The organism is Streptomyces shenzhenensis, assembly GCF_003688995.1.
In the GTDB taxonomy this organism is placed as follows: domain Bacteria; phylum Actinomycetota; class Actinomycetes; order Streptomycetales; family Streptomycetaceae; genus Streptomyces; species Streptomyces shenzhenensis_A.
In genome coordinates this window covers 38,796-55,171 of record NZ_PENI01000022.1, presented here as the reverse complement: position 1 = coordinate 55,171, position 16,376 = coordinate 38,796, and the positions used below count along the sequence as shown (strand labels likewise).

15 protein-coding genes are annotated in these 16,376 nt (G+C 70.1%); 9 read left to right on the top strand and 6 right to left on the bottom strand.

Annotated elements, in window-relative coordinates; all coding sequences use genetic code 11:
• Both CTZ28_RS29100 and CTZ28_RS29095 read right to left on the bottom strand, forming a co-directional pair.
• A complete protein-coding gene (locus CTZ28_RS29100; RefSeq protein ID WP_121892693.1) occupies positions 1–1,002 on the bottom strand; it encodes an amidohydrolase family protein in 1,002 nt (333 codons plus the stop codon).
• A gap of 26 nt (positions 1,003–1,028) precedes the next feature.
• Positions 1,029–1,808 (bottom strand): acetoin reductase, encoded by a 780-nt coding sequence (locus CTZ28_RS29095; RefSeq protein ID WP_121892692.1) that lies wholly within the window; start codon positions 1,806–1,808, stop codon positions 1,029–1,031.
• A 288-nt stretch (positions 1,809–2,096) separates the two neighbouring features.
• Between CTZ28_RS29095 and CTZ28_RS29090 the strand changes: the two genes are divergently transcribed.
• Positions 2,097–4,010 (top strand): sigma-54-dependent Fis family transcriptional regulator, encoded by a 1,914-nt coding sequence (locus CTZ28_RS29090; protein WP_121892691.1) that lies wholly within the window; start codon positions 2,097–2,099, stop codon positions 4,008–4,010.
• A gap of 55 nt (positions 4,011–4,065) precedes the next feature.
• Here the strand turns inward: CTZ28_RS29090 and CTZ28_RS29085 are convergent, their stop codons facing one another.
• Both CTZ28_RS29085 and CTZ28_RS29080 read right to left on the bottom strand, forming a co-directional pair.
• Positions 4,066–4,713 (bottom strand): choice-of-anchor M domain-containing protein, encoded by a 648-nt coding sequence (locus CTZ28_RS29085; RefSeq protein WP_121892690.1) that lies wholly within the window; start codon positions 4,711–4,713, stop codon positions 4,066–4,068.
• 14 nt (positions 4,714–4,727) lie between these two features.
• Complete coding sequence (locus CTZ28_RS29080; RefSeq protein ID WP_121892689.1) at positions 4,728–5,381, bottom strand: choice-of-anchor M domain-containing protein; 654 nt, start codon at positions 5,379–5,381, stop codon at positions 4,728–4,730.
• Positions 5,382–5,644: 263 nt separating this feature from the next.
• On the opposite strand from CTZ28_RS29080, the gene CTZ28_RS29075 reads away from it, so the two are divergent.
• The 6 genes from CTZ28_RS29075 to CTZ28_RS29050 all read left to right on the top strand — a co-directional run bounded on the left by CTZ28_RS29075 (position 5,645) and on the right by CTZ28_RS29050 (position 13,044).
• Positions 5,645–6,904 carry a choice-of-anchor M domain-containing protein gene (locus CTZ28_RS29075; RefSeq protein ID WP_121892688.1) on the top strand — a complete coding sequence of 420 codons (1,260 nt, stop codon included), beginning with the start codon at positions 5,645–5,647 and terminating at the stop codon, positions 6,902–6,904.
• A 144-nt stretch (positions 6,905–7,048) separates the two neighbouring features.
• Positions 7,049–8,764 carry a choice-of-anchor M domain-containing protein gene (locus tag CTZ28_RS29070; protein ID WP_310887631.1) on the top strand — a complete coding sequence of 572 codons (1,716 nt, stop codon included), beginning with the start codon at positions 7,049–7,051 and terminating at the stop codon, positions 8,762–8,764.
• 101 nt (positions 8,765–8,865) lie between these two features.
• Positions 8,866–10,437, top strand: a complete 1,572-nt coding sequence (locus CTZ28_RS29065) for an anchored repeat ABC transporter, substrate-binding protein (protein WP_121892686.1) — start codon at positions 8,866–8,868, stop codon at positions 10,435–10,437.
• On the top strand, positions 10,434–11,357 hold the full coding sequence (locus CTZ28_RS29060; RefSeq protein WP_121892685.1) for a TIGR03773 family transporter-associated surface protein: 924 nt from the start codon (positions 10,434–10,436) through the stop codon (positions 11,355–11,357). Before CTZ28_RS29065 ends, CTZ28_RS29060 begins: the two co-directional genes overlap by 4 nt.
• Positions 11,354–12,109: an anchored repeat-type ABC transporter ATP-binding subunit gene (locus tag CTZ28_RS29055; RefSeq protein WP_121892684.1), complete on the top strand. Its 756-nt coding sequence runs from the start codon at positions 11,354–11,356 to the stop codon at positions 12,107–12,109. Before CTZ28_RS29060 ends, CTZ28_RS29055 begins: the two co-directional genes overlap by 4 nt.
• Positions 12,106–13,044 carry an anchored repeat-type ABC transporter permease subunit gene (locus tag CTZ28_RS29050; RefSeq protein ID WP_121892683.1) on the top strand — a complete coding sequence of 313 codons (939 nt, stop codon included), beginning with the start codon at positions 12,106–12,108 and terminating at the stop codon, positions 13,042–13,044. The genes CTZ28_RS29055 and CTZ28_RS29050 overlap by 4 nt, the downstream gene beginning before the upstream one ends.
• A gap of 286 nt (positions 13,045–13,330) precedes the next feature.
• On the opposite strand, the gene CTZ28_RS29045 is transcribed toward CTZ28_RS29050, so the two are convergent.
• The gene (locus tag CTZ28_RS29045) at positions 13,331–14,071 is read right to left on the bottom strand and encodes an alpha/beta fold hydrolase (protein WP_121892682.1); all 741 of its coding nucleotides are present in this window, start codon (positions 14,069–14,071) and stop codon (positions 13,331–13,333) included.
• A gap of 49 nt (positions 14,072–14,120) precedes the next feature.
• Between CTZ28_RS29045 and CTZ28_RS29040 the strand changes: the two genes are divergently transcribed.
• Positions 14,121–14,498: a winged helix-turn-helix transcriptional regulator gene (locus tag CTZ28_RS29040; protein ID WP_121892681.1), complete on the top strand. Its 378-nt coding sequence runs from the start codon at positions 14,121–14,123 to the stop codon at positions 14,496–14,498.
• 78 nt (positions 14,499–14,576) lie between these two features.
• On the opposite strand, the gene CTZ28_RS29035 is transcribed toward CTZ28_RS29040, so the two are convergent.
• Positions 14,577–15,338, bottom strand: coding sequence for a sulfite exporter TauE/SafE family protein (locus CTZ28_RS29035; RefSeq protein ID WP_121892680.1), 762 nt, complete (start codon positions 15,336–15,338; stop codon positions 14,577–14,579).
• A gap of 83 nt (positions 15,339–15,421) precedes the next feature.
• Here CTZ28_RS29035 and CTZ28_RS29030 point away from each other — a divergent pair, with 83 nt between their 5' ends.
• Positions 15,422–16,360, top strand: coding sequence for a LysR family transcriptional regulator (locus tag CTZ28_RS29030; protein ID WP_121892679.1), 939 nt, complete (start codon positions 15,422–15,424; stop codon positions 16,358–16,360).
• The last annotated feature ends 16 nt before the right edge of the window (positions 16,361–16,376 follow it).

The window sequence follows — 16,376 nt, the reverse complement described above, 5'->3', positions numbered from 1 at the left end:
TCAGGCCACCGTCGCTTCGGCAAGGCCCAGACCGGCCGGAACCTCGATGCCGTACATGGCCGCCGCGTTCAGCCCGAGGATCTTCTTCTTCTGGGCCACGGTGACCGGCGCGTACTCGTCCTGCATGTCCTCTGGGATCTGGAAGTCGACGAATCGCTCCACCAGCCACTTGGGAGTCCACAGCGCGTAGTCGCTGGAGAACTGGATGCGGTCCTCGTCCAGCCAGTAGAGCAGTTCACCGATGATCTGGGCGAAGTAGCGGGGCCGGGTGTGAATGAAGGGCATCGCGACGGCGAGGCCGGCGTGTACGTTCGGCTCCTGCGTCGCGATCCAGCAGAAGTCCTCGAGCCGGGGCAGCCCGCAGTGCTCGACGACGAAGTTCAGTCCCGTGAATTCCGTCGCCGCCTTGTCGACATCCGCGACGTCGAACGCGTCGCGGTCCAGCGGCCGGATCGTCGGCCCCTTGTGGACGTGGATGTTCTTGATCCCGAGCTCCTGGCAGGTCTCGAAGTAGCGATACGTCCACGGGTCGTCCAGCTTGTATCCGCGGGAACCGCCGTGCCACTCGGCGGTGTACAGCTTGACGCCCTTCAGGTGGAAACGTTCGGCGTCCCGGCGCAGCCGGTCGAGCCCCGCCTGCTCGAAGCGGGGGTCCCAGCAGTGGTTGTAGGTGAGCTTGTCGGGATACCGCTCGGCGAGTGCGAAGGCCTCTTCGGTCTGCCCGAACCCGTTCCGGTAGAAGGCGCTCAGCAGGGCGGGCTGGAAGATGGCATGGTCGACGTGCCCGTCGACGAAGAGATCCCTCATCAGACGCTCGGCGCCGTAGTAGAGGTATTCCTCGTACGTCCACAGCTCCGATTCCGGGCTCAGATTGCGGTGGTAGTCGTAGAAGCAGTCGATGAACTGCTTTCCCTGCGCATTCAGTTGGTTCTCCGGGCGGGCGTCCCAGAGCGCGACATGCGCATCGACGATGAAGTACTCTTCGCCGTCCTTCACATACATGCGAACTCCCCGATGATCCGCTGTGGTCAGGAGAACTGAATACCGCCGTCGATCATGACCGACTGCCCGGTCATGTAGTCGGAGTCCGGCGAGGCGAGATAGGAGACGAAGGCGGCGACGTCCGCGGGCTCCTCGACCCGGCCGAGGGCGATGGCCTCCGCGTACTTCTTGATGGCCCGGCCCTTGTCCAGCCCCTCGGCCTCGGCCAGTTTCTCGTCGATCAGGTCCCACATGGCGGTGCCGACGATGCCGGGGCAGTACGCGTTGACCGTGATGCCGTACTTGGCCCACTCCATGGCTGCGGCCTGCGTCAGACCGCGCACGCCCCACTTGGAGGCGGAGTACGGGCCGAGCAGCGCGAAGGGGCGGTAGGCGACGATCGAGGCGGCACCGATGATCTTGCCGCCGGTGCCCTGGGCGATCATCTGGCGCGCCGCGGCCTGGTAGGAGAGGAAGACGCCGCGCAGGTTCACGGCCATGATCTGCTCGAACTCCTCAAGCCCGGTGTCCAGCAGCGAGGTCACGCGGGCTATGCCGGCGTTGGCGACGAAGACGTCGACCTGGCCGAAGTGCCCGGCCACGTCGCGTACCAGCGCGTCGGTCTGCTCCTTGCTGGTCACGTCCGTGTCCACGGCGAGGGCCCGGCGGCCCTGCTTCTCGACGGCGGCCACCACCTGGTCGAGTTCCTCGCGCATGGCCGGCAGGTCGGCGACGGCGACGTCGAGACCGTCCTTGGCCAGCCGCTCGGCGATACCGCGGCCGATACCGCGGGCCGCTCCGGTGACGATCGCGATGCGGGTAGTCATGAGGGCTCCTCCACTGGGTTCCGGTCGGTTCTTCTCGTAGGTTGCGCTCGGCCGAGGCGGACTGCATCCGCTGTGCGGGCCGGGCCTGCCCCTCAGGGGCGGCCGGGCTTGCCCATCAGAGTGCGGCCGCCCGGGGCCGTCGACTTTTTCAATGTGGAACACACGGCGCAGTGCCCTCGCCGCGGCAGGTCATCGATCAGTGATCTCGCCGGTGTTGTCAGAGATCTTGCGCCCACGTCCTGCGTTTGTAATATGGCCGAAACACTCCTGTCGGAGGCGCCATTTCCCATGGACAGCAAAGTGCGGGAGCGAAACATCGCGCGGGCGCGCCTGAAGTTCCTGGAGAGCGCGGAATCGCCGCCGCCGCTTGTGCCCGAGAATATCCGCGACTCCTGGCAGCGATCGAAGTACCTGGGAGTCGCCATCAGTGAAGTGGTCGTTCCCTACCAGCCGGACTACGACCGGGAGAGCCGCCTGGTGCGGGCCGCGGCGCCGGTACTGGACCGGCTTGAGCAGACACTGGCAGGTTCGGATGCCTGCGTGATCGTGACCGACCGAAACGGCTGGGTGCGTGATCGCCGGGTGGGGGAGCTGCAACTGTCGGCCCATCTGGACCGGGTCCATCTGGCCCCGGGGTTCAGCTACGCCGAGCGATTCGTCGGCACCAACGGTATCGGGGTGGCCCTGGAGGAGCGCCGGTCCTCCGTGGTGCTGGGCACCGAGCACTTCAACGAGCGCCTGCAACGGGTCTCCTGCGCCGCCTCCCCGATCCGCAATCCGATCAGCGGGCGGGTGGCGGGCGCGCTCAACCTGACCTGCTGGAACGGCCCGGTCAGCGCGCTGATGGCCGCCCTGGCCCGGGAGGCCGCCGGTGACGTCGAGCGGGTGTTGTACGAGTTGAGCACCTCGTCCGAGCGCGCCCTGCTGGAAGCGTTCCGGTATGCGACGCACTACGGCGACCGGCCTGTGCTCTGCCTCGGCCAGGATCTGCTGCTCGCCAACTCCGCCGCCGCGGTCCGGCTCACCGGCGACGACCACCGGCTGCTGCGCGAGGCCGCCGCCGAACTGGGCCATGCGCCCCGCACCCGCCGCAGGGTGCGGCTCACCGGCGGTCAGTCCGTCCTGGTGCGCTGCCGGCAAGTGGACAGCCCGGCGGGTATCGCCGGCTATCTGCTGGATCTGGTCTTCGAGGACGCTCCGGAAGACGACGCCCCGCCCCGCGCGGGCCACCCCGGCGGCCAGGGACGCGGACGAGAACGCGGCCACGGGCCCGGTGCGACCGTCGGCGGCAGGCCCTGTCCGCTGCCCGGGCTGGTCGGGGCCGATCCGGCGTGGAACACCGTGTCCCACATCGCCGCGCACTGCGCCCGCGCCCGGGTGCCGCTGCTCGTCTACGGCGAGGCGGGGACGGGCAAGTCCGCGCTGGCCCGCGCCGCACACGCCGTGACCGGTGCGGCCACGGCGCCGGTGGTCGTCGACGCCGCGGACCCGCGGTACGGCGCCGAGGCCCCCGGCGCGGCAGACCCCTCGGGTCCGGGCGACGCACCAGGTCGGGGCGGCGTCTCCGGCCCGGGGGACGCGGCCGGTGCGGGCGGCTTGGCGCACACCCTGCGCGCCGCGCCCACCGGCCCCGGACGGGCTCTGGTGCTGCGGCACCTCGACGCCGTGGCACCCGCGGACGCGCCGGCCGTCGCCGAGGCACTGGCCATCGCCGCGGCGACGGGAACCTGGGTCGTGGCGACACTGGGCCGGGCCTCCAGGATCCCGGACACACTGCTGCGCTGCTTCACGGAGGCGGTGACCGTGCCACCGCTGCGGCACCGCCTCGCCGACCTCCCGGCGCTGGTCGAGTCCCTGCTGCGGCGCACCGGCGCGGGCGTGGAGTGTGCGCCCGATGTGCTGCCCCTGCTGCGCAGGCAGGACTGGCCGGGCAACATACGGCAGTTGGAGGCCGTCCTGCGCAAGGCCGCCACGGGCCGCCGCACCTACCGCATCGAAGCCCGCGATCTGCCCCCGTCCCTGCACTCCGCGGGTCATCGCTCACTGAGCGCCTGGGAGGCCGCGGAGCGCGACACCCTGGTCGAGGCTCTGCTGGCGGCCGACGGCAACAAACTGCTGGCGGCGCAGCGGCTCGGCATCTCCCGGACGACGATCTACCGCAAGATGCGGGCCTACGGCATCACGCTGCCCCCACGCCCCTGACCTGCACGGGCCGGAGCACCGTATCGGGGTGCTCCGGCCCGCCTGGGGCGTGGTGTCAGCTGTCGAGGACCTGGAAGGTGAACTGTTGCGGTCCGGAGGAGACCGTGGTTCCGGTGGAGCTGAGGACCCCGGTGACGTCGAAGGTCACGGTGTAGGTGCCCGGCGCGTCGAAGCCCCAGTTGGCGTGGGTGTGGGAGCCCGCGTTGACGCCGAGTGTGTCGGGCAGGCCGTCGCCGCTGTCGAACAGCACGGTGGGTGTGGCGCCGGACGCGGTGTAGACGCTGAATCCGGCGGGACCGCTGACGCCGGTGAGGTGGAACGACACGCGGTTGTTCTGGAAGACCCCGGTGGGGACCTCCGTGGTGTTCCAGCCTGCCCACAGCAGGCCGGAGGTCTGGCTCTGCGGGAGGATCCAGGCGGTGCCGCCGGTGCCGAGGAAGGACCACGCGGGGGTGGTGGGAACGTTGGTGTGCTTGGCGGCAAGCGGCACCCGGAAGGTGACGTCGTCGGGGGAGCGCTCCACGTCCGTGGAACCCGTGCCGTCCAGGACGTTCACCGTCAGTGCGCCGCCTGCGTAGTCGACGTCGATCACGTCGACGTGGCCGCTGGTCAGAATCGTGGCGGCCTGAGCAGGCGAGGCCACAAGGCCCAGGAGCGCGGCTGCGGCGGCGAGCGGCCCCAGGAGTCTGAGGGGGGTACGCATGGATGCTGCTCCTTCTAGTTCAGGACATTGAAGGTGTAGGTCGCGGTGCGGGAATGCACGGACTGGCCGTCGGCGGCGAGGTGGCCGCAGAGCTTGACACGGATCTTGTAGGTACCGGCCCGGGTGAAGGCCCAGTTCGCGTGGGAGTGGTCACCGGCGTGCAGCGTGACGGTGTCGGGCAGGCCGTCGCCGCTGTTGACCAGGATCGTCTCCGGGGAGCCGAAGACGTCGTCGGTGTAGACGGCGAGCTTGCCCGGGCCCTGCAAGGACAGGAACTTGACGTCGACGGTGTCGTTCTGAAGCACGCCGGACGCGAGTTCCTCGGCACCGAAGCCGGCCCACAGCAGGTCCGGGTTCTGGGCCTCCGGGAGCACCCAGACCGGGCTGCCGGCCTTGCCGAGGAAGGCGTACGCGGGGTCGCTGGGAACGGTGGTCTCGGCGGCGGGAAGCGCCTGCAGCCGGACGTCCTCGGGGGCGTACTCGACCTCCACGCCCGAACTCCCGTCGTGGACCGCGAGTTCGAGTTCCCCGTCCACGTAGCCGACGCCGATCACATCGACGTGGCCCTTGCTCAGTACGACCTGGTCGGCCGCCTGCACCGGTGCTCCGGCGATCAGCGTCCCGGCCACGACACCTGCCGTTATCAGCAGGCGAACAGGATGGCGCACGGAAGTCTCCTCTCCAGTGGTCCCTCGTGGACCACGATGGACGAGATGATAATCATTTTCAAAAACTTCCCGCAAGGGTGTGGAGGGTCAACCCCGGTGTCGATGACTCGGGTTGGGCCGCATGCCCGGCCCGGGGGTGGCAGAGGCTATTGAAAATGATTACCATCCTGCCTAGTGTGTGCCGCAGTCCCACGTGAGGAGTTCCCTCCTCCGTGGACGCCGCCCGCCTGAAGCGGTGCGGCCTCGTGAGCAGATGAGGGGCGATGAGAGCGACTACGCGGTCCGCGTACGTGATGGGGGTGCTGGCTCTGACCGCGGCCGGGGTTGTCTCAGTGGCACCGGCCGGTCACGGCAGCACTGTGACGTATGCCGCTCCCGCGGCGTATGCGGCGGAGACGGCGACGAGTGAGGTGGCCGACGAGCGCATCGTGATCGACACGGGGCATGTCGACGCCATCGCGCCACGCTTGGTGGACGGCGAGTTCCGCACCTTGTTCAAGGACAGCAGGACCAGCGACGTCGTCTGGCGCGAGCCGAACTCGGTGATCATGCATCTGACGTCCCGAGGCAAGCAGACGGTGCCGGATCCGGCGGACGGGCTGTCCTTCATCGGTGACGCAGGCGACACCTTCTACGCCATTCCCCAGACGCAGGACCCCGAGGTGCTGTGGGCCGGCTGGAGCACCGAGGCGTTCCAGAACACCGACATCCAGGGGAACTTCACCCTCGCATTGGACAAGGTGGAGGGTCCGGGCGGACTGCTGATCTTCGAGTGGTCCCCCTTCGGCGAGCCGATGATGCGATTCGACACCCGCGACGGCCTCCCCGACGCCTACGAGGTGCCGGCTCGCACCCACGAGCACGCCAACTGGGTCTTCACCGAGGAGGGCGTCTACCGCATGACGTTCACCTTCAAGGCCCAGCTCAGCTCCGGTGCGGAGGTCTCCGACAGCCAGGTCTTCACCATGGCCGTGGGTGACGTCGACCCCGACGAGGTTCCCCTGCCCGGAGACGAGGACCCAGGTGGGTCCACGGACGGTGGCGCGACCGGGGGTGGGTCCACGGACGGTGGTGCCACAGGGGGCGGATCTACGGACGGTGGGGCTACTGATGGCGGTTCCACCGATGGTGGATCAACCGGTGGCGGTGCCACGGATGGTGGGTCTGCAGACGGCGGTGCCACGGGCGGTGGGTCTACCGGCGGTGGATCAACGGGCGGCGGTTCCACAGGTGGTGGTTCCGTAGATGGTGGTTCCGTGGGTGGCGGGTCCACGGACGGGGGTTCCACGGACGGGGGTTCCACGAGTGGTGGTTCCGCGGACGAACCCTCCGGGACCACTGGCGGGGCTTCCGTGAAGGGCGGGACGTCGGGCAAGGAGCTGGCGGCCACCGGGGCCGGGACGGCTGTCCCGCTGGGCCTGACCGGAGCGGCCCTGCTGGCAGCGGGCGCGGGTACCACGGTGTATCTGCACCGCCGCAAGGCACGCGGGGCGTCCGGGCCGACCGGGGACGCCTCTGCCTGACCCGGAGGGGAGAAGACGGCCGCCCGGGTTCGCGCGTGGCCCTGCTGAACCCGGGCGGTCCCACCGCCTTCCGGCCCATCAAGACGAGACCTGTGCGAGCTGCGCCGGGCGCGCGGTGTCGCTGGACGAGGAGAACTCAACCCCATGGCATCAGCCAGGAATTCGCGCGGGGCAGCGGCCGGGGCACTCGGATCGGTCGTGCTGGCCGCCACACTGTCTCCGGCAGCTTTCGCCGGCACGTCCGACGACGGGACAAGGGCGCTGCCCGGCCCGGCGCCGCAGGTGGTGGTGGCCCTCGATGCCGACGCGTTGTCGCTGAGGCTGAAGAACGGTACGGGCACCCGGACTTCGCCGGCCAATGAGCCTGCGGTGGACCTCGAACTGGGATCGGACACCGAGACCGTCGTACCGGCGGGGGAGGAGTACGCCTTCCTCGGCCGGCCCGGTGACCCGATATGGGTGCTGGACGGAGCCGCGACCGGACTGGGGACCACCCCGACAGGTCCGCAGTGGGACACCACCGGTGTATCCGCGGACCAACTCGCCGACGGCGACGTGGAATGGGCGTTCACCGATATCGAAGGGCCCGGCGACGCCGTGGTGTTCGCGCCGCCGGGGGAAGCCACGACCGACGCGGCCACCACGGCTCCGCACGTCCTGTTCGACAGCGCCGATGGATTCCCCGACGCACAGCCGCTGCCGGCCGCCGGCACGGGCGAAGTCGCCTGGGCCTTCACCCGGCCCGGCACCTACCGCCTCACCTCGCAGGCCACGGCACACCTGGCGAACGGCAGGACCACGACGGCCACCCAGCAGTGGACGGTCCGGGTCGCGACGGACACCGCATCGCAGCCTCCCGTCTCCACTGCGCCGTCGCCCGCCCCGACAGCGGCTGAGCACAGCGGCGAGAGCTCCGAGAACGTCCGCAAGAGCGACGGCCGGTCCTCCTCCGCGGCGGCTCGGTCCGCCACCAGCACGGGAATTGCCACGCAGCGGGTCGTCATCGACGACGGACACGTCGATGCGATAGCGGGGAAGATGGTCGACGGGAAGCTGCGGGCCCTGTTCAAGGACAGCCGTGACCCCGGCGACATCATCTGGCGGGAGCCCTCGTCGGTGGTCGTCCATGTCAGGCCGCAGGCCAAGGAGAAGGTGCCGAGCAGCAGCGGCTACGCCTTCCTCGGCGAGCCCGGCAGCGACTTCTGGCTGATCCCCCAGGTCCAGAAGCAGGGCGTGGTGTGGGCCGGATGGAACACCGAGGCGCTCGGCAGCGGTGACCTCAAGGGTCCCATCGACATGAAGCTGACGAAGGTCAGCGGACCGGGACCGCTTGCCGTCTGGGAGACCGCAGGCCTGGGCGGGGCGCAGGTCCTGTACAACAGCGCCGACGGTCTTCCCGACTCCCGGAAGGTCAGCCTCGGCGTCCACGCGCACGCCAACTGGGGCTTCGGCAAGCAGGGCGTCTACAAGCTGACGTTCCAGCTCAGCGGCACGCTGCCGACGGGCACGACCACCACGGACACCCGCACCTACACCTTCGCCGTCGGTGACGTCGATGTCTCCGGGGTCACTCCAGGGGGTGGCAGCGGTGACGGAGGCTCCAGCGCAGGAACAGGCGGATCGACCGGCGGAGTCGACAAGGGCGGATCATCGAACGGGTCGGCCTCCAACGGTTCCGGCTCGTCAGGCTCCGGCAGCGGCTCCGGTGGCAGCCTTGCCCACACCGGCAGTGGCCCGGCCCAGGCCCTCGCGCTCGGGGCCGGAGCGCTTGTGCTCGGCGGCGCCGCCGCCGTCGGTGTGAGCGGCGCGGCCCGTCGGCGCACCGCTGCCGCCGCGTCGCGCGGCGACTTTCAGTCATGAACGGGTGCCCGCCCTCACACAGGGTGGCGGGCACTCTTCCCGGGCGGCGCCGGCCTCCTCCCCTTACCGGCGCCGCCCCCTGCCCAGGGAGTCCGTTACTCATGCGCTTGCCCCGCCCGACGATCCGGGCACTCGCCGCCACGGCGGTCCTCGGTGTCACCCTGACCGGCTGCACGGGACACGCCCGGCCCGCGGCCGACGCCGACAATCCCGACGCGGCCGTGCGCGTGGTGACCACCACCGAGATTCTCGCCGACCTCGTGCGACAGGTCGGCGGCAACCGTGTTCAGGTCGACTCGATCGTGCCGCCCGGTGGCGACCCGCATTCCTACGAGCCCACTCCCAAGGACGCCGACGCCGTCTCCAAGGCCGACGTCACCTTCACCAACCACCTGCTCCTCGAAGAACACGCGCTGATCAAGACCATCGACTCCAACGCCCGTGAGGGAACCCCCAATGTCTCCCTCGCCGAGGCATCGGAAACCTACGGCGCGAATGTCATCCCCCTGGTCGAGAACATCGGCCTCGATGTGATCTGGCTGGGCCTGCGTGTCCGAGGGGAGGGTGAAGACCGCGGCGCGACCCGCTCCTCGGACGTACTGCTGTCGGCCACCGAGGTGCGGGGCCCCGGCGATCTGGTGGCCTACCTGACCGAGTCCCTGGGCCGGCCGGCCATCTACTTCAACTCCGCCGACGGCTTCACCGCACACGACACCACCAGCCTGCCGCCTGCCGCGCACACCCACCTGAACTGGGCGTTCACCGAACCCGGGGTGTACAAGCTCACCCTGGAAGCCAAGCTGAAGAACCCCGGGGGCACACCCCAGCCGATCGGCAAGGGCACCTTCACCTTCGCGGTCGGCGTCGACCCGCACACCGTGGCAGGCCCGAAGGACACCATCCTGGACGACGGCCACACCGACCTCACCGTCAATATCGACAACGGCCGGATGTCCGCTTTCACCGACCTGCGCACCGACGGCAAGGAACAAGAGGAGATACCTCCCGGTGACGTCGTCATCGACGTCCCCAACCGCGCCCTGGACAAGGTCCCCTCCGGCGAGCAGTTCGCCTTCCTCGGCCGGCCGGGCGCGGAGATCTACCAGTTGCCCCAGGCCGTCCTGGGCAAGCATGTGCACGGCGAGATCGACCCGCACCTGTGGCAGGACGTGCAGAACACCAAGGCGTATGTGCAACTGATCCGGGACACCCTGAAGAAACAGGACGCCAAGGGCGCCGCGGCCTACGACACGAACACCCGAAAATACGAGGGCCGACTCGACAGCCTCGACGGCTATGTCCGCGACCGGATCGCCGAGATCCCGGCGGACCGGCGGCAGTTGATCACCACTCATGACGCGTTCGGATATCTCGCCGACGCCTACGGCATGACCGTCGCCGGCTTCGTCGTCCCCAACCCCGCCCAGGAGCCAAGCGCGGGAGACGTCGAGAAGCTCTCCCGCACGATCAAGAACCTCGGCGTCCCGGCCGTGTTCATGGAACCCAACCTGGTCCAGCGCGCCACCGTGCTCACCCAGGTCGCCAAGGACCAGCACGTCAAGGTGTGCATGCTCTACGGCGACGCCTTCGACGAGCACACCCGGCACTACACCGACATGATGCGGCACAACGCGGACGAGCTCCTTTCGTGCCTCGGAGGCGGCAAGCAGTGAACAGCACCCGATACCGACTCCGTACCGCCGCGCTGCTCCTGGCCGGCGCCCTGCTGGCCGCCGCCGGCCCGCTGGGAGCTGCCCCGGCCCAGGCCGAATCCCCGACGCCGGGCGCCGAGTCCGACGCGGCCGCGGAGACCGGCCGGGGCCGCACCGTCATCGGCGACGGCCATATCGACCTGGGGCCGCGCTTCGACCACGGCCGGTGGACCGTGCAGATCCGTGACGACACCGGCAAGCCCGCCATGTGGCGCACCACCGACGATGTCGTCCTGCACGTCAACGACATGGCGAAGGTCGAAGTGCCCGAGGACAAGTCGTTCGCCTTCCTGGGGACGCCGGGCGACCAGGTCTGGCTGCTGCCCCAGGTACAGCACGAGGGCGTTCTCTGGCCGGGCTGGAACAGCCAGGAACCCAGGGTCGCCGCCACCGTCGACCGCGAAGTGACCTGGCAGCTCACCGGCGTACAGGGCCCGGGCGACTTCATCCTGTTCCTCAACGGCAGCTTCGGCACGCCCAGCGTCGTCTTCGACGGGCGCAAGAAGCTCCCCCAGGAGACAGGCATCGAGGTCAACAGCCACGTCCACGGCAACTGGGCCTTCACCCGACCCGGCACCTACCTGCTGCAGATCCGGATGAGCGCGCAGACCAAGGACGGCGCCAGCCACACCGACACCCGAACCCTCAGGTTCTCCGTCGGCCCGCAGGATCCGCGCAAGGCGTTCGCCGCCAGGACCCCCGCCGTCCCCACCGCGGACACGCCGGAATCCCCGTCCGGCACCGCCTCCCACGACCTGCTGTGGTGGGGACTCGGTGCCGCGGCAGCCGTGACCGTACTGGCCGCGGTCGTCATCCGGCGCCGCGGCCCCCGCCGGGAGCACACCATGCAGCACGGGGCAACCGAAGGGGACGCGACATGACCGACACCCCCATCCTGGACGTGCGGTCCCTCGCGGTGGAACTGGGCGGACGCCTGGCCCTGAACGGCGTCGACCTGACCGTGCGCACCGGCGAACTGGTCGGCCTGATCGGGCCCAACGGAGCAGGCAAGACCACCCTGCTGCGCACCGTCCTGGGCCTGCTCACCCCCCACAGCGGTGTCGTCCACCTCCAGGGGCAGCCCGCCGACCGCGCCCGCGGGACCGTCGGCTACGTCCCCCAACGCCACGAGTTCGCCTGGGACTTCCCCCTGTCGGTGGAGAAGGCCGTACTCACCGGCCGTACCCACACCATCGGCTGGCTGCGCCGCCCCCATGCCACCGACCGCGAAGCGGTCCACGACGCACTCGAACGCGTCGCGATGACCGATCTGCGGCACCGGCCCATCGGGGAACTCTCCGGCGGTCAGCGCCAGCGTGTCCTGGTGGCCCGCGCACTGGCTCTGCGCCCCCGACTGCTGCTGCTCGACGAGCCGTTCACCGGTCTGGACGTGCCCACCCAGGAACTGCTCACGGCCCTGTTCCGGCAACTCCGACGAGAGGACAAGGCGTTGCTGATGACGACCCACGACCTGCCGGCGGCCGCGGACATGGCCGGCAGACTGTGCCTGCTGAACCAGACCGTGATCGCCGACGGTCCGCCCGACACCCTGCGGGACCCGGCGGTGTGGCTGCGCGCGTTCGGGGTGACCCGGTCCGACCAATTGCTGACATCCCTGGGGGTGACCCGATGAGCGCGGTCCTGGACTTTCTCACCGCCCCGTGGGAACACCTGTTCATGCGGCGGGCCTTCGCGGTCGCCGTCATGTGCGGCATCGTCTCCGGCGTGATCGGCGCCCACGTCGTCCTGCGCGGCATGGCCTTCATCGGCGACGCGGTCTCCCACTCGGTCTTCCCCGGCGTGGCCGTCGCCTTCGTCCTCCACTTCAACCTGGTCCTCGGCGGCGCCGTCGCCGGCCTGCTCACCGCGCTGGCGGTCGCGGTGTTCTCGCAGAACCGACGCCTGAAGGAGGACAGCGTCATCGGCGTGTTCTTCGCCGCCGCCTTCGGCCTGGGCATCGTCATCCTCAGCACGGCCCCCGGCTACAGCGGATCCCTGGAGTCCTTCCTGTTCGGGCAGATCCTGGGCATCAGCGACAGCGATGTCGTCACCGTCGCGGTGATGGGCCTGCTGCTGCTCCTGGTGGCCGGGGCCGTGCACAAGGAACTGGTCACCGTCAGCCTGGACCGCGAGACGGCGAGGGCCGCGGGCCTGCCCGTCTTCGCCCTGGACATCGTGCTGTACGCGCTCGTCACGGTCACCGTGGTGATCTCCTTGCAGGCGGTCGGCAACATCCTCGTCCTGGCCCTGCTCATCACTCCCGCAGCCTGTGCGCGACTGCTGACCGACCGCATCGGCGCCATGATGGTCCTCGCTCCCGCGATCGGCGCGGGAGCGGCGACGGTGGGCCTGTACCTGTCCTACGCCTACAACCTTGCCGCCGGCGGCCTGATCGTGCTGGTCGTGACGGCCGTTTTCATCCTGTGCTGGCTCCTCGCCCCACGCCACGGTCTGCTGGCCACCAGACGCCGCCGACGTGACCCGGACGGTGCGGCCGCTCGTCGGCGGGCGTCCGAGCCCCGGCCCACGGTGGACGGGATGCCGACGGAGACGACCACGGCGCCTTGACCGCGGCGTACGTACCGACTGCCGTGGTGGGTGAGCCTTCGTAGCCCTCGTGGCCGCGGGTCCGGATCGGTTCACTGGCCGGCGGCGCGCAGGCGTGGCCCGACCTCGTGCAGGACGGCGCGCGTGAGGTCGGGCTCGCGTTGCTGTTGCGGCATGCGGTCCCTCTCACCCCTGGCCTGGGCGGACCGGGCCGCTCACGGCTTGTCCGGGAGCCTGCGGATGTGCGGGACGTGGTCCTCGCGGCTGCCGGACCGACCGTCGGGCCCCGGCAGTCCGAGCGAGTCGGTCAGCCGGACTTCAGCAGTAGTTCGGTGAGTTCTTCCGGCGCGGTGACCATGCAGTCATGGCCGCTTCGCAACTCCCAGACCTGCGACGGAGTGCCGTTGGGCTGTACCGGGGGAACGGGGCGGCGAGTGACGCCCGGCGCTGTGCTGCCGACACAGTGGATGTGCGTCCGGGGAATGGTGTCCATGGCCGGGTTGTCCAGCCGCACAGGCTGCTGGAAGCAGCGGACCGACTCGTCGGAGAGCATCGTGCGCAGCCACGCCATGTCCGCCGGGTCGGTCACCCCGAACAGGCCCATGGGCGCCGGTCCCTCCGGCATGGGCGGGATGCGCCAGGGCGCGTCGGAGGCGGCGGCCGCGTCGATCAGGTGCTGGGTCAGGGGCATGACGTCGAGCACGGTCTCACCGTCGGCAGGGACCATCGCGTCGACGTACACCAGCCCCGCGATCCGGTCGGGGACCTGGTTGGCCACGGCGGATATGACCATCCCGGCGTAGCTGTGCCCGACCAGTGTCACGTCGGTGAGATCGTCCTCGACGAGGACGGCGACGACGTCGGCGACATGGGTGTCGAGGCCGACGTCCGGACCGAGCAGGTGCTCCTTCTCGCCGTGGCCGGTCAGCGAGGAGGCGAACACCCGATGCCCCGCCAGGGTCAGCAAGGGGACCACCCGGTCCCAGGCGCGCCCGCTGTGCCAGGCACCGTGGACAAGAACGTAGGTTTTCGCATGCGGCGTAGTCATGGAAAAGACGCTAGTGAGCCGATAGGTACCTCTTGGTAACCTTCGGCTCATGCATGACTCAGCGGGAAGCGTCTTCCTCGCCGACTGCCCCGCTCGGCTGGCCATCGAGATCATCACCAACAAGTGGGCGGTCGTCGTCCTGTTCGCGCTCAGCCGTGGGCCGTGCCGACACGGTGAACTCGTCGATCTCGTCGGCGGCATCTCGCGCAAGGTGCTCACCCAGACGCTGCGCAGGCTCCAGGGCTACGGCCTGGTCGAGCGCCACGCCTACGCCGAAGCGCCCCCGCGGGTCGAGTACAGCCTGACCGACCTCGGCCTGACCCTCGTCGAGCCCATCGCCGTCCTGACGGACTGGGCGAGGTCGTACGGCGGCGCCATCGTCGACTTCCAGGAGGCGGCGGAAGAGGAGCTCGCGTCCGGCAGTTGACCCGTGACCGGCACCCGCTTCGACGGCGACCGGCGGGACCTTGCCGTCGTGCGGCGTCCCGCGCCCGGTCACGCCCCGTCATCCGCGCAGAAAATACAGCACGGTCATGACGACGGCGGTGGCGAGGATGACGCCCCGCAGCAGCCAGGCGGGCAGACGGCGGGCCAAGTGGGCGCCCGCGAAGCCGCCGACCACCGCCCCGACCAGGGTGACGGTGAGGAGAAGCGGGGCACTGAGCGCGTCCGAGGCCACGAGGAACAGCACACTCGCGCTGAGATACATGGCCGCGAGCTGGGCGATCCGCATCGGGTTGCTGTCCGCGGCGTCGAGTCCGAGGCCGATGCTCCAGAGGGCCAGCATCATGATGCCTACGGCACCGCCGAAGTATCCGCCGTACACCGAGAGGAAGAACTGTCCGATCAGGACGGCCCGGGAACTCATACCGGCCGACCGGCCGCGCAGCGTGCTCAACACCCGGGTGATACGGCGCCCGGCGGCGAGGACGACCGTGGCCAGGGCGAGCAGCCACGGCACCGCGGCGTCGAACGACGAGGCCGGCAGCGCGAGCAGCAGGCCGGCACCGACTCCGCCGCCGGCCACACTGATCGCGGTCAGCGCCTGGGTCGACGTCGCCCCGATCGGGGTGAGTTCACGCCGGTACACCCACGCACTGACCACAGCCCCCGGTACGAGGGCGACCCGCGACAACGCGTTCGCCGTCACCGGTGGCAGGCCGAACGCCACGAGAGCGGGCAGCGCCACGAACGTGCCCCCACCCCCCATGGCGTTCAGCACTCCAGCGGCGATGCCGGCGAGCAGGACAGGCAACAACTCGGACATCCGCCGAGCATCGCCCCGCGACGCGTGGGTCCACAATGCGTCATCGGCGCACCCAGCCTAAGCCTGAGCCTTAGGCTGGGACGGTGCGCTATGACCTGGACGACTTGCGGCTCTTCCTCCACATCGTGACGGAGGGGTCGATCACGGCGGGCGCTCACCGGATGCATCTGAGCCTGCCCTCGGCCAGCGCCAGGGTGCGTTCGCTGGAGCACCACGCCGGTGTGCCCTTGCTGATCCGCGGACGACGAGGTGTGCGGCCCACACCGGCGGGAACGACGCTGGCCCGCCACGCCCGCGACGTGCTGGCCCAGACCGCACGGCTCGAAAGCGCCGTCGCGAGCTACACCCGGTCCCCGGCCGCTCCCCTCACCCTGCTGGCCGGCGGCTCCGCGATGCATCGGCTCGTGCCACAGGCCCTGGTCTCGTTCCTCCGCGCGCACCCTGACGTCGACGTGACGGTGCGTGAGAGCCGCACCCCGGAAACGGTGCGCCTGCTCGGCGACGGCGAGGCGGATCTGGGAGTCGTCCTCGACGACGAGGCCCGCGACTGCGGTCTGCGCATGGAGCCCCTCGGCGACGACTCCCTCGTCGTGATCGGCCAGGCCGGAGGAATCACCGCCGGGCGGACCTCGCTTGCCTACCGCGAGGTCGCCGAGCACCCGCTCGTCGGCCTCGACGCCGGCTCCTCGCTGCGCCGCTGGATCGAGAAACACCTCGGACCGCACGCTCCGGTGGCGCGTTACCGCACCACCGTCGCCGACCTCGGTGTCCTCGTCGCCCTCGCTGCCGCAGGCGTGGGGCTCGCCGTGGTGCCGCGTCGCGCCATCGACCCCCACCAGCCACTCGCCGTGTGCGAACTGGCGGATCCCTGGGCCCGCCGTCACCATCTGCTGGCCTGGGGTGTCAAGGACCGCGTCTCGTCGACGGCCACCGCGGCGCTCGCCGAACACCTGCGCAACGCGGCGCTGTCGGAGCCCTCCTCCCGCACCGCACACCCGGACCCCATGGACCGGCGTCCCTGAGCTCGGCCGCTCCTCG

Bases quoted from the DNA above. Each gene is read 5' to 3' on its own strand.
- CTZ28_RS29100 (WP_121892693.1), bottom strand. From the start codon at position 1,002: ATGTATGTGAAGGACGGCGAAGAGTACTTCATCGTCGATGCGCATGTC.
- CTZ28_RS29090 (WP_121892691.1), top strand. From the start codon at position 2,097: ATGGACAGCAAAGTGCGGGAGCGAAACATCGCGCGGGCGCGCCTGAAG.
- CTZ28_RS29075 (WP_121892688.1), top strand. From the start codon at position 5,645: ATGAGAGCGACTACGCGGTCCGCGTACGTGATGGGGGTGCTGGCTCTG.
- CTZ28_RS29095 (WP_121892692.1), bottom strand. From the start codon at position 1,808: ATGACTACCCGCATCGCGATCGTCACCGGAGCGGCCCGCGGTATCGGC.
- CTZ28_RS29035 (WP_121892680.1), bottom strand. From the start codon at position 15,338: ATGTCCGAGTTGTTGCCTGTCCTGCTCGCCGGCATCGCCGCTGGAGTG.
- CTZ28_RS29085 (WP_121892690.1), bottom strand. From the start codon at position 4,713: ATGCGTACCCCCCTCAGACTCCTGGGGCCGCTCGCCGCCGCAGCCGCG.
- CTZ28_RS29050 (WP_121892683.1), top strand. From the start codon at position 12,106: ATGAGCGCGGTCCTGGACTTTCTCACCGCCCCGTGGGAACACCTGTTC.
- CTZ28_RS29065 (WP_121892686.1), top strand. From the start codon at position 8,866: ATGCGCTTGCCCCGCCCGACGATCCGGGCACTCGCCGCCACGGCGGTC.
- CTZ28_RS29070 (WP_310887631.1), top strand. From the start codon at position 7,049: ATGGCATCAGCCAGGAATTCGCGCGGGGCAGCGGCCGGGGCACTCGGA.
- CTZ28_RS29045 (WP_121892682.1), bottom strand. From the start codon at position 14,071: ATGACTACGCCGCATGCGAAAACCTACGTTCTTGTCCACGGTGCCTGG.
- CTZ28_RS29055 (WP_121892684.1), top strand. From the start codon at position 11,354: ATGACCGACACCCCCATCCTGGACGTGCGGTCCCTCGCGGTGGAACTG.
- CTZ28_RS29040 (WP_121892681.1), top strand. From the start codon at position 14,121: ATGCATGACTCAGCGGGAAGCGTCTTCCTCGCCGACTGCCCCGCTCGG.